We start from the raw sequence: 14,501 nt of genomic DNA on the forward strand, positions 1-14,501 counted from the left end.
CGGCCGCGCGGCTGTCGCCGCCCCGTTGGTCGTGGTGGTGCTGGCGATCGGCACCGCGGCGTTCTGTGCGGTCGTGGCCGCCGGCGTCGACGCGAGCCGGGGACGGGCCGCCGCGCAGATCGTCCCCGCCGACGCGGTGATCCGCGGGGAGCGCTTCGCACCCGACACCGTCGACGAGTTGGGCCGCCTTCCGGGGGTCCGGGCCGTCACCCCCGTGCTGTACGAGGACGACGAGCGGTTGGCGTCCGACGAGGTCGGCACCGACGCCTTCATCGGGCAGACGGACGTGCTGCTTGTCGACGGCTCGGAGTTGGCCACGGTGGCCCGCGACTCCCAGGTGGACCTGCCGGTTCCGGCCGCGCTGCGCAGCGCCCGGCCCGGCCCGGGTCCGCTGCCGGCGATCGTCTCACCGGCGGTCGCCGCCGACCTGGCCAAGGCCGGGCTGGACGACTCCGCCTTCGTCGCGGTGCAGGGCCAGCGGTACGAGTTCCGGGTGGCCGGCACCGAGGACGGTTTCCCGCTGCTGGCGGCGAACGCCAGCCGGTTCGTGATCCTGCCCTGGCAGGCCCTGCCGACGCGTACCACCACACCCGTGCCGACCAGCCTGCTGGTCGCTGGGGACCCGCTGGACGCCGAGGCGCTGCGCGTCGCCGGCGACCAGGGGCAGAAGCGCTACCAGCGGGACGGCACGGTCACCGGTCGGGAACGGCCGATCGGGGTCACCGTCGACACCCGGGCGGACGTCCGCCGGGATCTCGGCCAGGGCGGGGCGAACGGTGTGCTGGCGTTCGGGTTCGTGGCCGGGGCCGTCGGCGGCACCCTGCTCGGGCTGTTGGCCATCGCGTTCACCGTGCTGGCCGGCGCGCGCTCCCGGGGTCAGGTGCTGTCCCGGCTGCGCACCCTCGGCCTGTCCCGCCGGCAGTGGCGTGGGCTGCTGCTGGTCGAGTTGACCCCGCTGGTCGCGGTGTCGGTGCTGACCGGCGCGCTGGTCGGTGCGGTGTTGCCCCTGCTGCTCAACCCGGTGCTCGGCCTGTCCGCGTTCACCAGTGGTGTGCCGGTCCGGGTGGCTTTCGAGCCCAGCCTGGTCGCCGCGGTGCTCGTGCTCGGGGCTGTCGCCCTCGGCTTCGCGGTCGCCGTCGAGGCCCTGAACAACCGCCGGTTGCGCCTCGGAGAGGTGCTTCGGCTCGGAGAGGAGAGCTGAGATGACCGCTACCGCCCAGACTCCACTGGCGCCTGACCTGGCCGCCCTGCAACAGCGGGCAGCGCAACGCGCCGCCGAGCGGGCCGGCGGGCAGGACCGCCTGCGCGGGCACATCGTCTGCGACGGCCTGGTGCGCATCTTCAAGACCGAGGGGGTGGAGGTGGTCGCCCTGCAGGGGCTCGACCTGGTCATCGACCGGGGTGAGCTGGTGGCGATCGTCGGTGCCTCCGGTTCGGGCAAGTCGACCCTGCTCAACATCCTCTCCGGCCTGGACACGCCGACCGCCGGTATCGCCCGGGTGGCCGACTACGACCTGCTCTCCCTCTCCGCCAAGCGACGGCTGAGCTACCGGCGGCAGCTGGTCGGGTTCGTCTGGCAGCAGACCGGCCGGAACCTGCTGCCGTACCTCAGCGCGCTGGAGAACGTCGAGCTGCCGATGCAGTTGGCCGGCAAACGCAGCCGCAAGGCCCGCCGGGAGCGGGCCCGGGAGCTGCTCGACCTGGTCGGCGTGGGTTACTGCGCCGACCGGCGGCCGGGGCAGCTCAGCGGCGGCGAGCAGCAGCGGGTCGCGGTGGCGGTCGCGGTGGCCAACGACCCGGAGGTGCTCTTCGCCGACGAGCCGACCGGTGAGCTGGACGAGGCGACCGGCGCGGAGGTCTTCGCGGCGCTGCGCACCATCAACGCCGAACTGGGCGTGACCATCGTGGTCGTCACCCACGACCACGCCGTGGCCACGCAGGTCCGCCGGACCGTCGCGATCCGCGACGGCCGGACCGCCTCCGAGGTACGCCGGACCGCTCGGACCGACGCGGACGGCAACACCGAGCTGGTCAGTGAGGAGTACGCGGTGCTGGACCGCAACGGTCGGATGCAGCTGCCGGCGGCGTTCGTCGACGCGCTCTCGCTGAAGGAGCGGGTCCGGCTCGACCTGGAGCCGGACCATGTGCAGGTACGGCCCGGCAACCGGGCCTCGGACGAGCGGGGGGCGCGGGCATGAGCCGGCGGAACGTGGTGGTGACCGGCGCGGCCGGGTTCGGCGGTGCGCCCTCGGCGCACCCCGACGAGGTGGTCCGGGTCAGTGGGGTCAGCCGGACCTTCGGCCGGGGTGAGCACGCCGTGCACGCGGTGCGGGACGTGTCGTTCACGGCCGACCGGGGCGAGCTGGTCGCCATCCGAGGTCGGTCCGGAGCCGGCAAGACCACGCTGCTGAACCTGATCGGCGGGCTGGACCGGCCGGACAGCGGTCAGGTGGTGGTGGCCGGGCACGAGGTCACCTCGGCCGGGGAGGCGGAGCTGCTGCGGCTGCGCCGCGGCACGGTCGGGTTCGTGTTCCAGACCTTCGGGCTGGTGCCGATCCTCTCCGCCGCCGAGAACGTGGGCGTGCCGTTGCGGCTGGCGCAGGTGCCGGCCGCGGAGCGGGAAGAGCGCGTCGCGGTGCTGCTGGAACTGGTCGGCCTGGGCGGGCACGCCGCGCAGCGCCCGTACGAACTCTCCGGCGGCCAGCAGCAGCGGGTCGCGGTGGCCCGTGCGTTGGCCAACGAGCCGGACCTGCTCATCGCCGACGAGCCCACCGGCCAGCTCGACTCGGAGACCGGCCGGTCCATCATGGACCTGCTGCGCGCGGTGGTGCACGCCCGCGGCATGACGGCCCTGGTGGCCACGCACGACCCGGCCCTGATCGACCTCGCCGACCGGGTGCTCGTCCTGCGCGACGGCCGCCTGGTCGAGGGCTGACCGCCGCCGAACCGCTGCCCGACGGTGCCGCGCGCCTCTCGCGGTGCGGCGCTTCGGCGGTCGTCGCGACAGCGCGTGGGCGGCGGGTCGGTCGACGGGTGGCGGGGTGGCGGATGGTTGTCCGCGTTCTCGCTTTGGAGCTGATGTCGTAAACGAATCGGGGGGGGTGACTCGTCTACGACATCAGCTCCAAAGCGCTCGAACGGCGGTAGGACGAGGCCTTCCCTACTGAGTCTGGTCGGGCCGGTCGTGCTCGGGCCGGTCGTTTCTGGGTCGGTCGGGGCGTTTCTGGCCGTCCGGGAGGGACCCGGCGAGCGGGATCAGCAGGTAGCCCAGCAGGGCGAGGAGAAGACCGGCGCCCGGCCCGGTTGAGATCAACTCGTGTTCGACGTAGGGGTCCTCGGCCTCGAAATACCAGTACGCCCCGGTGAGGCTGCCGCAGGCGAGCACGTTGGAGATGAGCATTCCCCGGCTGGCCTGCCGCCAGACCCAGCGGGCCGGGCCGGTGTTGGCGAGCGACAGCACCGCGCACACGGCGGCGATCACTGCGAACGGTAGCGCCCAGCCGAGCACCCTCGAACCCGGTGTGGTGTCCGTCCGGCCCAGGTAGACACTGCGCCAGGCGGGCAGCCAGAACGCGACGAGGACCAGGAGGACGCCGACCGCCAGGAGCGCCGAGCCGGTCTTCCGCCACGACGGGCGCGACAGCGGGGCGCCGGGCACCGTCGGCCTGCTCATGGCAGCGAACGTAACCCGGTCGGGGCGTCTTCCGCTGACCCGCCGGGTGCGCGTGACGACGGGTCAGAGCGCGAGCTTCATCCCCTCGTGGCTGGCCACGAAGCCGAGGCTCAGGTAGAAGCGGTGCGCGTCCGCACGGGTCTTGTCCGTGGTGAGTTGCACCAGCGCGCAGCCGCGCTGCCGGGCCTGAGTGACCGCCCAGGTCATCAGGTCACGGCCCAGCCCCTGGCCACGCCGGTCGGAGCGGACCCGGACCGACTCGATCAGGGACCGTTCGCCGCCGTGCCGACCCAGGCCCGGGATGTAGGTGATCTGGAGGCAGCCGACCAGTTCACCATCCTGCTCGGCCACGATGAGCTGGTTACGCGGATCGGCGCTGATGTCCGCGAACGCCCTCTCGTACGCCTCGTCGACCTCGGTGAAGTCGCGGGCCTTACCGAGGACGTCGTCGGCGAGCAGGGCGATGACGGCGGGCAGGTCGGCCCGGACCGCCTCCCGGTAGGTCACGTCGCTCATGCCGGTGATCCTGGCACAGCGAAACCGGCGAATGGGCCTGTGCCGGTGGCGGACAACGGGCAGCATGGGGCGGCATGGAGCTAGTGCTACTGCCGTTCCGCTGGGTGTACCGGGCGTTGGTGTGGTTCGCGAACTCGCCCCGCACGCTGATCACCTCGTACCTGCTGATGATCGTGGTGGCCGGGGTCATCTACGGGGAGGTCGAGCAGCGCAGCCCGGCCGACGCCGTCTGGTGGGCGGTGGTGACCGCCTCCACCGTCGGATACGGCGACATCTCGCCGACCACCTGGGCGGGCCGTACCCTGGCCGCGCTGCTCATCTCGACCATGGTGCTGCTGGTCATCCCGCTGATCACCGCGCACTTCGCGAGCCGGCTCATCGTCGACGACGACGCCTTCGAGCATGAGGAGCAGGAGCAGCTCAAGGCCGACGTGCGCCGGATGCGGGCGCTGCTGGAGGAGTTGGCCACCCGGCAGGGCATCGAACTGCCGCCGCTGCCGCCGACCCGGCCCGTCACCGGGCCGGGCAGCGAAGCCCCTCCCTGGGAACGGTCAGGTCGATCAGGTAGGCGTCGACCGCGTCGGTGATGCAGGACGTCTGCGGGTAGGCGGTGTGCCCCTCGCCCTCCCAGGTCAGCACCCGGCCGACACCCAGCATCGACGCGAGCCGTGGGGTCTGCTCGTACGGCGTCGCCGGGTCGCCGGTGGTGCCGACCACCACGATCGGCGGCGCGCCGTTCGCCTTCCCGGTCGGGTACGGGTCACGCCCGCCCGGCCACTCGACGCAGCTCAGCATGCCCACCGCCAACGCCGGCCCGAACAGCGGGTATTTCCCGCGCCACTCGGACTGCAACTGCCGGATCTGCTGCCGGCTCGGCTTCTCCGTCTCGTCGGCGCAGTTGATGGCCAGGTTGGCGTCGAACAGGTTCGAGTAGTGCCCGTCGTCCTCCCGACCGGCGTACGCGTCGGCGAGCCGGAACACGTCCTTCGGGTCGCCCCCGGCCAGCTTGTCGATCGCCTGGGCCAGCTCCTGCCAGCCGGATTCGGTGTAGAGCGAGGAGATGACGGCGTAGAACACCCAGCCGGCGGTGGCCTCCCGCCCGTCCGCGCCGCGTACCGGGGAGACCTTGGCCTTGTCGATGGCCGAGGTGACCGCGGCGCGTGCGTCCGGAGCGATCGGGCAGCGGCCGGCGTTCGCCGCGCACCAGCGGGTGAAGTTGGTGAAGGCCCGTTCGAAGCCGCGGGCCTGGCTCTCCGAGCCCTCGACCAGCCGCTGCTGCGGGTCCACCGCGCCGTCGAGCACCAGCGCCCGCACCCGCTGCGGGTAGAGCTGGGCGTATGTGGCACCGAGCAGGGTGCCGTACGAGTAGCCCAGGTAGGTGAGCTTGTCGTCGCCCACGGCGGCGCGTACCGCGTCCATGTCGCGGGCGGCCTGCTCGGTGCCGTACAGCGGCAACTGGTCGCCGTAACGGTCGCCACAGCCGCGCCCGATCCGCTGGCTCAGACCGGCGAAGCCGTCGAATGCCGACTGGCTCGCCGGATCCGGGTCGAAGCCGAAGCTGGCGTCCAGGTCGGCGTCGGAGATGCACTTCACCGGGCTGGACCGGGAAACCCCGCGCGGGTCGAAGCCGACGATGTCGAAGCGCTCGGTGATCGAGGCGGGCAGCCCACCGAACTGGGGGCCGAAGGAGAGGTAGACGGCGGTGTCGACACCGGAGCCGCCCGGGCCGCCCGGGTTGATGACCAGCGAGCCCACCCGGTCACGCTGCTTGGTGGACCGGGCGCGCAGCAGGGCGATCTCGAAGGTCTGCCCGGCGCCCGGGCCGGCGCTCGCCCCGCCGCCGGTGCCCCAGTCCCGGGGCACCGCGATCCGGGTGCACTCGTAGCGCATGTTCGGTGCGCTCCGCCCGACCAGCTCGTCGGGGACCTCCGGGCAGGGCCGCCAGGTCGGCGCGCTGCCGGTCGGGGCGGCCGCGCCCTCCACCTCTGTGCGCGGCGCGAACGCCGGCAGCGTGCAACCGGCGGTGAGCAGCGCGGCGACGCCGAAGGCGGCCAGAGTGCGACGGACCCGGCGGCTGGTCGCCATCCGAGGCTGGTCGGCGGTGCGGGTCACGTGGTCCTCCGGAATCGGGTCGACGGCCAGGCTACGCCGAGCCGGTGCCGGCTCGGTCCACGGTGGCCGTCGGGTCGCCGCGCAGCACCTGGTCCACGTCGAAGCGGATCGGCCGGTCGAGCTGCTCGTAGCGGCAGGACCGGGGGTCGCGATCCGGGCGCCACCGAACGAACTGGGCGGTGTGCCGGAACCGTTCGCCCTCCATCGCGTCGTAGCCCACCTCGACCACCAGCTCCGGGCGCACCGGCTCCCACTCCAGGTTCTTCGTGCCGGTCCACCGGCTGACCCCACCCGGGATGCGTTGGCCACGCTCGTGGTCGCCGTGCACCCACGGGTGTTCGCCGCCGGTGTCCCGGTAGGGCGCCAGCTCGTCGAGCAACTCGGCACGGCGGGCCATGCTGAACGACGCGCTCACACCCACGTGGTGCAGGACCCCGGCGTCGTCGTACAGGCCGAGCAGCAGCGAGCCCACCACCGGGCCGGACTTGTGCCAGCGGAAGCCGGCCACCACCGCGTCGGCGGTGCGGGCGTGCTTGACCTTGAACATGAGTCGCTTGCCCGGCTCGTACGGCAGGTCGGCCGGTTTGACGATCAAACCGTCCAGCCCGGCGCCCTCGAAGACGTCGAACCAGCGACGCGCGGTGTCCGGATCGGTGGTGACCTGGGTGACGTGCACCGGCGGGCGCACCCCGGCCAGCGCCTCGACCAGCCGCTCCCGGCGCAGCGGGTAGGGCTGGTCGAGCAGCGCCTCGTCACCGATCGCCAGCAGGTCGAACGCGACGAAGTCGGCCGGGGTGGTCTCGGCCAGCATCTTCACCCGGGACGCGGCCGGGTGGACGCGCTGGGCCAGCAGCTCGAAATCCAGCCGGGGCTGGCCGGTCGGCCCGTCCCGCCGAATCACGATCAACTCGCCGTCGACCGCGCACCGCTCCGGCAACTGCCGGCGGGCCTGCTCGACCACCTCGGGAAAGTAGCGGGTCATCGACTTGCCGCCCCGGCTGGCCAACTCGACCTCGTCGCCGTCGCGGAACACGATGCACCGGAACCCGTCCCACTTGGGCTCGTAGGTCACCCCCGGTGTGGTGGGTAGCTTGGAAACACTCTTGGCCAGCATCGGCTCGACCGGCGGGTTGATCGGCAGGTCCACGCCGACCAGTCAATCAGACGGTGCCGACAGTCGTGAGGCAGATCACCGTGGACCACGGGGCGGCGTGTCCGCCTACGCGCCGCTCGTCCCGACCGGGCGAATCGAATAACCGCAGGTCAGAGCTACTTTCGCGAGGTGACCGAGTGGGTCTGTGACTGCTGCGGGCGGTGGCGGGTGAGCGTCGAGCTGATCCGGGGCCGCTACCGCTTCCGGCTGACCCGCCGCTACCCCGAGCGGTACGGCGGCGGCCGGAACGTGCTCGGCGAGGTCGGTTCGGTGCCGGAGCTGGAGGAGCTGCTGCGTCGGCGTACCCCGCTCACCCTTGCCGACCTGCACGAGGCCGCCTGATCCGGGCGGCGACCGCGGGCGGTGTGCGGCGGTGCGGCCGGGAAGAACCGGACGCCACCCCGGTCCGCCTCCACTGAGGAGGGACGGACGGGATCGAGCGTCGGTGTCACAATGCTCCCGGCGGCCTCGTCTGCACCCGTGGCGGTGCCGAGCGGCGCCGACGGGGGAGGGGGCACCATGCGGTTCGAGGCCGATACCGAGATCGCCGCGGACGCCGAGCAGGTCTGGGCGGTGCTTGTCGACGTGCCGCGCTGGCCCGAGTGGACGGACTCGGTGACCCGGGCCGAGCGGGGGGAGCCGGGGCCGCTCGCGGTCGGCGCGACCGCACGGTTGACCCAGCCGAAGCTGCGGCCGGCGGTCTGGCGGGTCACCGAGCTGACCGAGCGGCGGAAGTTCGTCTGGGTCTCCGACGCGCCGGGCGTGCGGACCGTGGGGGAGCACCTGCTGCTGCCGCTGCCCGACGGGCGTACCCGCGTCGAGCTGGTCATCAACCAGTCCGGTCCGCTGTCCGGCCTGATCGGCTGGCTGTACGGCGAGCTGTTCCGCCGCTACGTGCGGATGGAGGCCGACGGGCTCAGGCGTCGCTGCGAGCGGGGCTGACGGCCGGCTTCTCCAGCACGGCCAACGAGATGCCGTTCGGGTCCGGGCGGTGCGCCACGATCCGGTAGCCGTGCCGCTGGTACAGCCGCAGGTTGCGCGTCGGGCGACCCGACCGCGTCGGCCGTACCCTGGCCCGTGTCCGGTCCAGGTCGAGGGGGAAACGGTGGCCGAGCTGACGTACCCGGAGGTGGGGTCGACCCGGCACGGGCCGCTGCCCGGCGGGTACCACCACCTGCGCCACCGGTATCCGTTGCCCGGCGACTGCTTCCAGACCGCCGCCGACGCGGTGTTGAGCTGGCGGTTGCATCGCGCCGCCGGCGTCCGGATGCGCACCGACGCGCCGCGAGCCACCGACGGTGTGCTGGTGACCGCCGGCCTCGGCGTCGGTCCGGCCCGCCTCTGGGGGCCGTGCCAGGTGCTCTGGAGTGCGGACTCGCCCACCCTCGCCGGTTTCGGCTACGGCACCCTGGCCGGGCACCCGGAGCGGGGCGAGGAGGCGTTCGAGGTGGTCCGCGACGACGCCGGCGCGGTCTGGTTCGAGGTCCGCGCGTTCAGCCGTCCGGACCGCTGGTTCACCCGTCTCGGAGGCCCGGCGGTTCGGGCCGTGCAACACACGTACGCCTGGTGGCTCGGCCGCACCCTGCGGCGGCTCTGCGCGGGTCGCTGAGCGCCGTCCCGGCGAAGCGACTCTGCGCCGTCCCGGCGAAGCGACTCAGTAGCGGGCGAACGAGCGGATCGGAGCGCGCGGGCCGTACTTCGGTGCCCGGATGCCGGCCGCCTCCAGCAGCAGACACACCCGGCCCCGGTGGCCCCGGAACGGCTCCAGCAGGGCCACCATCCGGGCGTCGTCGCCCCTCGGTTCGCCGGCGAGCGCCCAGGCCACCGTGTTCGGGATGTGATAGTCGCCGACGCTTACCGCGTCCGGGTCCCCGTACGCGATCCGGACCACCTCGGCGGCCGTCCACGGCCCGATGCCGGGGATCGCGGTGAGCCGGCGGGTGGCCTCGGTGGCGTCGGCGCAGCCCTCCAGCCGGTCGGCGAGCGCCGCGGCGCGACGGAGCGTGTCGGCCCGGCGCTGCTCCACCCCGAACGGGTGGAACACCCAGTACGGGGTCGCGGCCACCGCGGCGGCCTCGGGCGGCAGGAGCAGCGGCTGTAGCGGGCCGGGAGCCGGCTCCCGGAAGTGCCGCACCGTCGCCGCGTACGCCCGGTAGGCCTCCTTGCCGGTGACCTTCTGCTCGAAGACCGCGCGCAGCAACCGGGGGAAGACCTGCCCGGTGGCGGGCATCCGTAGCCCCCGGTGCTCTCGGGCCAGCCGGGCGACCAGCGGGTGCGCCGCGGCCAGCTCGGTGAAGCCGGTGAGGTCGTCGCGCAGCCCGGCGATCGCGTCGGCACGGGCGAGGACGTGCTCGGCGCCGGGCCCGTACCCCTCGGCGAGCAACTCGCCGCCGGCCGGTCGCAGCGCGAGGGTGGCCGGACCGTCCGGGGTGCGGGTGGCCCACCAGAAGGTGCCGGCCGCCACCCGGGCGCACGGGTCGTACGGGCTGAAGGTGAGCGAGCGGACCGAGGCGGCCAGCCGGTAGCCGACCGGTGGGCGCAGCACCCTGGTCGCGGCGGGTCCGGTCTCGGTCACCCGGCAACTCTGCCACGTGCGGGGCGGGTCGCCGGCACCACCCGGTATGCCGACGACCCGCGCACGACGGTGGCCGGCCGCGCCCTCCCCGGCGACGACCGACCACCGTGCCCGCGTGGGCGATCGGACTCAGTACGAGTAGCCCGAGCCCCCGGCGTCGCTCGAGCCGCTGTCCGCCGGCGGTGCGACCGCCTTCGGCGTGCCCTTCGGCAGGCAGCTCAGGTTCTTCTTGCCGTCCGGCTGGACCACGAACCAGGTTCCACCGACAGCCTGGCCCTTCCACTGGCCGGGCTTCTTGTCGCCGATGTAGCGGTAGACCGGCCAGCCGCCGACGGTGAGCTGACGGGTGCCGTCCTGCCGGGTCACGCTGCCGACCTTGTCGTCGGAGACGCCGGTGAGCTCCGGGTTGCCGTCGGTCAGTGCCGGCGGCCACACCTCGGCGCACTTGTCGACGCAGTTCGACGACGGCGGGTCGGCGGTGTCCTTGTCGAAGCGGTACAGGATCCAGCCGTCCTGGTCGGTGACCACCTTGCCCATCCGGGCGACGCTCTTACCGACCAACTTCTCGGTCAGGTCGACGTCGGCGGGCGGGGCGTCGGCGGCCGGCGCCTCCGCGGACGCCGAGGCCTCAGGTTCAACCGTCGCGGTGGGCTCGGCCGCGGCGACGGCGACCGGCTCGGCCGCGCTCGAGTTCGCCCCGTCGTAACCCGCGGGAGCGCAGGCCGTTAGTGCGACCATCGCGCTCGCGACGATGACGGTCCGCTTCATCTGTGCCACGTGCCCTCCTCATTCTTGACAGTTCACCCATAGGTACGGCGGGCAGGCTGTCAAGGTTGAAGTAGTAACAGTGGTCAATTTCACGTAAGGCGATTGAACCATTTCCGGCCGCCATGCGTACGCCCCCGCAAGGGACAGCTCGCCCAACGACAGATCGGCGCCGGTCATTGTCACAATGACCGGCGCCGATCTGGCAGACGCGCTTACAGGGGTACGGTGACCAGCGGACTCGCCACGCCGTTGGCGTCCACCGACTGCACCAGGAGCTGCTTGATGTCCGCCGGCAGAGCCGACGTCGAGGCACTCAGCTCGAGACCCTGCGGTCGGGTGTTGGTGCCATAGCCACTCTCCGGTACCGACCAGGTCGAGATGACCTCGGTGCTGGCGTTCTTGCGCACCACCACCAGTCGGCAGATGCGCGGGCCGGGCAGCTTCCGCAGGCTGAAATTGATCCGGGTGCCGTAGTCCTTGGTCACCAGGAACATGGTGGTCTGCACACCGGTGGTCGGGTCGGTCGCCTCGACCTGGTCGCCCTCCTCCTCGGTGCCGCCCACACCCGGGCCGCTCGGCGCGGCCGTCGGCCCACTGGTCGGCGGGTCGTTGGGCGCGCTCGGCGTCGACTCGGCAAGCACCCCCGGCGGCTGCTCGTTGCCGGCCACGCTCACGAAGCCGTACCCGCTCAGACCGCCGAAGACCACCACCGCGGCGGCCGTCGCGAGCATCTGACGAAACCGGGTACGCCGCCGGTCGGCCCGGACCGCGCCGAGCGTCCGGTCGAGCAGGGCCGGGTCGGTCGCCGTCTGCTCCAGCGCCATCATCGTCTCGCCGTCGATGTCGGAGAGCAGCCCCACCACCGGCACCATCGTCTCCAACTCGGCCGCGCACGCCCAGCAGGTGGCGAGATGCTCCTCGAACCGCTCAGTGTCCTGCTCGTCGAGCACACCGAGCGCGTACGCCGCGACGTCCATGTGGTCCGGCCGGCTCATTCTGTCACCCCCCGCTCCTGCAGAGCCGTGCGCAGCGCGCGCAGCGCGTAGTAGACCCTCGACTTGGCGGTGCCGAGGGGCAGGCCCAACTCCTCGGCGGCCTCCGGCACCGTCCGCCCCCGGAAGTACGTCGAGATCAGAATCTCCCGGTGCGACTGACTGAGCGTACGCAGGGCGTCCGCCACCGTCATGGTGCGCAGCACCCGGTCGGTGCTGTCCGCCTCGGCGAACGCGGTGAGGTCCCGGTCGTACGTCTCCGGCGGCCGGGCCTCCTGGCTGCGGTGCTCGTCGATGGCGATGCGGCGGGCCACCGTGACCAACCACGGCCGCAACGAACCCTGCCCCTGCGTGCCCAGGCGGTGTGCGTTGCGCCAGGCCCGCAGCAGCGTCTCCTGGACGATGTCCTCCGCACGCTGCCGGTCCCCCCCGGTGAGGCGCATGACGAACATCAGCAACGGACCGGCGTGCTCGGCATAGAGCTGACGGATCAACTGGTCGGAGTGGCTCGCCTCGGTTGACGTCGCCTGATGGCGCCCGGGCGCCGGTCGCGGCGTCACCGGACCATTCTGGCGAGGCGTCGCCCGCGCGTCGACCCCCCGGGCAGAGGAGGTTGACCGTGACGACGGTCGCGCCGACAACCAGTCAGCGCGTACCGCGTCGCCATGCCAACCGGCCGCCACCGCGTGCATGCAGACCTCCGGGATGTCCGTGACCAACGCCGGCCCACGAGATGGGCCGCCCGGTGGTACGCAGCGCCGGTCCCAGCGGATCAACAAACGGCGAAAAAACTTCCGCGCCGCCGTTGAGTGGACGGTCAGCGGCGAACCGAGAACAGCCCCGGCGGTGGCGGATCGGATCCGGTCGCGTCGGCATCCCGCACCACAGGCGCGCCACCGGCGAAGCGGTCCAACTCGTCGCCGGCCACCACCCGGCCGGGGAACCAGTCGCCGGCAGCGCGTCTGGTCAGCTCCGGCACCGGCGGTGCGGACCGCCCGGCGACCAGCACCAGATTCCCGTACCGCCGCCCGCGCAGCACCGCCGCGTCCCCGACCAGGCACGCCTGCGGCAGCACCGAACGGACCGTGGCGACCTGCCCACGCGCGTGCCGCAACGGCGGGCCGTCGGCCAGGTTCGCCAGGAACCAACCGGCGGGGCGGAGCACCCGGGCCACCTCCGCCGCGTACTCCACCGACGTGAGGTGGGCCGGGGTACGCGCACCGGCGAACACGTCGGCGACCACCACGTCGTAGCTGGCCTCCCGGGTGGACGCCAGCACCGCCCGGGCGTCCTCCACCCGGACCCGCAACCGGGCGTCGGACGGCCACGGCAACGCCCGACGGACCAGCTCCACCAGCGCACCGTCTACCTCGGACACCCGCTGGGTGGACCCCGGCCGGGTGGCGGAGACGTACCGGGGCAGGGTCAGGGCCCCGCCACCCAGGTGCAGCACCCGCAGCGGCTCCCCGGCCGGCGCGATCAGATCCACCGCGGCGGCCAACCGCCGCACGTACTCGAACTCCAGGTGGGTCGGGTCGGTCAGGTCGACGTGCGACTGCGGCGCGCCGTCCAGCAGCAGCGTCCACGAGCCGGCCCGGTCCGGAGCCGGGACGAGCTCCGCCAGCCCGGTGTCCACCTGCTCGACCACCCGGTCACCCGCCCGTTTACGCCCCACCGGAACCAGTATCCGCGTTCAACGGGCGGCGCGTGCCGCGGCGGTCAACGCGCGGTGCAGCAGCCGGGAATCGCCGAGCAGGGCCCGCAGTCGGCGCTCCAGGCCGGCGATCGGGATCAGGTTCTGCGGGGCCCGCGGATCCTTGTACGGGGTGGAGGCGAAGCGCGGCAGGGTGACCAGCGACAGGTCGGCCAGCTCGATCGCCGCCTCGACGGGCAGGTCGGCGGAGCACTCCACCCGGACGATGCCCGCCCACGGCGCGCCGATCGCCACCGGGAGCCGCAAATACCACGACCAACCACCCCAGGCGGTGCCGAGCCGGAACACCGGCGACCGCTCACCCGACGCCATACCGGTCACCACCGCGGTCAACCGGGCATCCAGGTACTGACTGTGCTGCGTCTTGATGTAGCCCAGGGTGCGCGGCAACTGCCGGCGACTGCGCAACGGGCCGTCCACCACCAACAGGTCACCGTCGACCCGGGCGGCGTCGGACACCGCCACCTCCAACGCGGTCAACGGACCCTGCACGGCGGCCGGCAGCTTCGCCAGCTCACCGGTGCCACCCACCCGGTGCACCGGGTAACGGATCGCACCCGCCACCACATCCTGCGCCGACGGGCTCGCGGTGAACAGACCCCGACCAACCCGGGTGCCCGCCAACTGCGCGGCACCCCGCCCCAGGTCGCACCGGACCACCCCGGCCGCGTACGAGGCGGCCAACCCGGGGAACGACAGGCCGTCGGTCTCGGCCGTCCAGATGCTCGCGTCGATCCGGCGAACCCCGTCGACAAGCAACACCACGTCGGGCGCCCGCACCCCGGGGCGTACCCCGATGGCCCGCCAGTCCACGGCGGGCACCTCCACATCCGCGTCGACCTGCGCGCTGCTCGGCGCGGCCGGCCCGGCGGCGGACGCCTCGAACGACGCCCCGTACGCCGGATCCCACGAATCCACGAAGAACGCGGCGTCACTCACCGAGCTGGCCCTTCGTTCGCGACTGCGGGGCTCCGCTGCGCTGCACTCCTCGCGCTCAC

At 73.0% G+C, this 14,501-nt stretch carries 17 protein-coding genes; 7 read left to right on the top strand and 10 right to left on the bottom strand.

Features of this window, described 5'->3' with window-relative positions:
* From PSH25_RS00565 to PSH25_RS00575, 3 genes are all read left to right on the top strand, one after another.
* Positions 1–1,201 (top strand): FtsX-like permease family protein (locus tag PSH25_RS00565; protein ID WP_238657058.1); only part of this gene is annotated, 1,201 nt, incomplete at its 5' end.
* 1 nt (position 1,202) lies between these two features.
* Positions 1,203–2,198 carry an ABC transporter ATP-binding protein gene (locus PSH25_RS00570; RefSeq protein WP_238657059.1) on the top strand — a complete coding sequence of 332 codons (996 nt, stop codon included), beginning with the start codon at positions 1,203–1,205 and terminating at the stop codon, positions 2,196–2,198.
* Positions 2,195–2,935 (top strand): ABC transporter ATP-binding protein, encoded by a 741-nt coding sequence (locus PSH25_RS00575; protein WP_238657060.1) that lies wholly within the window; start codon positions 2,195–2,197, stop codon positions 2,933–2,935. Before PSH25_RS00570 ends, PSH25_RS00575 begins: the two co-directional genes overlap by 4 nt.
* A gap of 225 nt (positions 2,936–3,160) precedes the next feature.
* Here the strand turns inward: PSH25_RS00575 and PSH25_RS00580 are convergent, their stop codons facing one another.
* Both PSH25_RS00580 and PSH25_RS00585 read right to left on the bottom strand, forming a co-directional pair.
* On the bottom strand, positions 3,161–3,673 hold the full coding sequence (locus tag PSH25_RS00580; protein ID WP_238657061.1) for a hypothetical protein: 513 nt from the start codon (positions 3,671–3,673) through the stop codon (positions 3,161–3,163).
* Positions 3,674–3,736: 63 nt separating this feature from the next.
* Positions 3,737–4,189: a GNAT family N-acetyltransferase gene (locus PSH25_RS00585; protein WP_238657062.1), complete on the bottom strand. Its 453-nt coding sequence runs from the start codon at positions 4,187–4,189 to the stop codon at positions 3,737–3,739.
* Between the two features lie 74 nt (positions 4,190–4,263).
* Here PSH25_RS00585 and PSH25_RS00590 point away from each other — a divergent pair, with 74 nt between their 5' ends.
* Positions 4,264–4,776, top strand: coding sequence for a potassium channel family protein (locus tag PSH25_RS00590; protein ID WP_238657063.1), 513 nt, complete (start codon positions 4,264–4,266; stop codon positions 4,774–4,776).
* Here PSH25_RS00590 and PSH25_RS00595 read toward each other — a convergent pair.
* On the bottom strand, positions 4,703–6,274 hold the full coding sequence (locus PSH25_RS00595) for an alpha/beta hydrolase (protein WP_238657072.1): 1,572 nt from the start codon (positions 6,272–6,274) through the stop codon (positions 4,703–4,705). The genes PSH25_RS00590 and PSH25_RS00595 overlap by 74 nt on opposite strands.
* A gap of 58 nt (positions 6,275–6,332) precedes the next feature.
* Positions 6,333–7,448, bottom strand: coding sequence for an ATP-dependent DNA ligase (locus tag PSH25_RS00600; RefSeq protein WP_238657064.1), 1,116 nt, complete (start codon positions 7,446–7,448; stop codon positions 6,333–6,335).
* A gap of 135 nt (positions 7,449–7,583) precedes the next feature.
* Between PSH25_RS00600 and PSH25_RS00605 the strand changes: the two genes are divergently transcribed.
* The 3 genes from PSH25_RS00605 to PSH25_RS00615 all read left to right on the top strand — a co-directional run bounded on the left by PSH25_RS00605 (position 7,584) and on the right by PSH25_RS00615 (position 9,063).
* Positions 7,584–7,796 carry a hypothetical protein gene (locus PSH25_RS00605; RefSeq protein WP_238657065.1) on the top strand — a complete coding sequence of 71 codons (213 nt, stop codon included), beginning with the start codon at positions 7,584–7,586 and terminating at the stop codon, positions 7,794–7,796.
* Between the two features lie 177 nt (positions 7,797–7,973).
* Positions 7,974–8,396: an SRPBCC family protein gene (locus tag PSH25_RS00610; RefSeq protein WP_238657066.1), complete on the top strand. Its 423-nt coding sequence runs from the start codon at positions 7,974–7,976 to the stop codon at positions 8,394–8,396.
* A gap of 163 nt (positions 8,397–8,559) precedes the next feature.
* Entirely contained in the window at positions 8,560–9,063 is a 504-nt protein-coding gene (locus PSH25_RS00615) for a DUF1990 domain-containing protein (protein ID WP_238657067.1), read from the top strand.
* Positions 9,064–9,108: 45 nt separating this feature from the next.
* Here the strand turns inward: PSH25_RS00615 and PSH25_RS00620 are convergent, their stop codons facing one another.
* The 6 genes from PSH25_RS00620 to PSH25_RS00645 all read right to left on the bottom strand — a co-directional run bounded on the left by PSH25_RS00620 (position 9,109) and on the right by PSH25_RS00645 (position 14,442).
* Positions 9,109–10,029 (bottom strand): DNA-3-methyladenine glycosylase family protein, encoded by a 921-nt coding sequence (locus tag PSH25_RS00620; protein ID WP_238657068.1) that lies wholly within the window; start codon positions 10,027–10,029, stop codon positions 9,109–9,111.
* A 129-nt stretch (positions 10,030–10,158) separates the two neighbouring features.
* Positions 10,159–10,806 (bottom strand): hypothetical protein, encoded by a 648-nt coding sequence (locus PSH25_RS00625; protein ID WP_238657069.1) that lies wholly within the window; start codon positions 10,804–10,806, stop codon positions 10,159–10,161.
* A gap of 203 nt (positions 10,807–11,009) precedes the next feature.
* On the bottom strand, positions 11,010–11,792 hold the full coding sequence (locus tag PSH25_RS00630) for an anti-sigma factor family protein (RefSeq protein ID WP_238657070.1): 783 nt from the start codon (positions 11,790–11,792) through the stop codon (positions 11,010–11,012).
* Positions 11,789–12,481, bottom strand: coding sequence for a sigma-70 family RNA polymerase sigma factor (locus tag PSH25_RS00635; RefSeq protein ID WP_124773096.1), 693 nt, complete (start codon positions 12,479–12,481; stop codon positions 11,789–11,791). The genes PSH25_RS00630 and PSH25_RS00635 overlap by 4 nt, the downstream gene beginning before the upstream one ends.
* A 125-nt stretch (positions 12,482–12,606) precedes the next feature.
* Entirely contained in the window at positions 12,607–13,464 is an 858-nt protein-coding gene (locus PSH25_RS00640; RefSeq protein ID WP_238657071.1) for a spermidine synthase, read from the bottom strand.
* Between the two features lie 18 nt (positions 13,465–13,482).
* Entirely contained in the window at positions 13,483–14,442 is a 960-nt protein-coding gene (locus tag PSH25_RS00645; RefSeq protein WP_238657073.1) for a hypothetical protein, read from the bottom strand.
* Between the last annotated feature and the right edge of the window lie 59 nt (positions 14,443–14,501).

The sequence above is a fragment of the Micromonospora foliorum genome (assembly GCF_022229015.1).
Taxonomy (GTDB): domain Bacteria; phylum Actinomycetota; class Actinomycetes; order Mycobacteriales; family Micromonosporaceae; genus Micromonospora; species Micromonospora foliorum.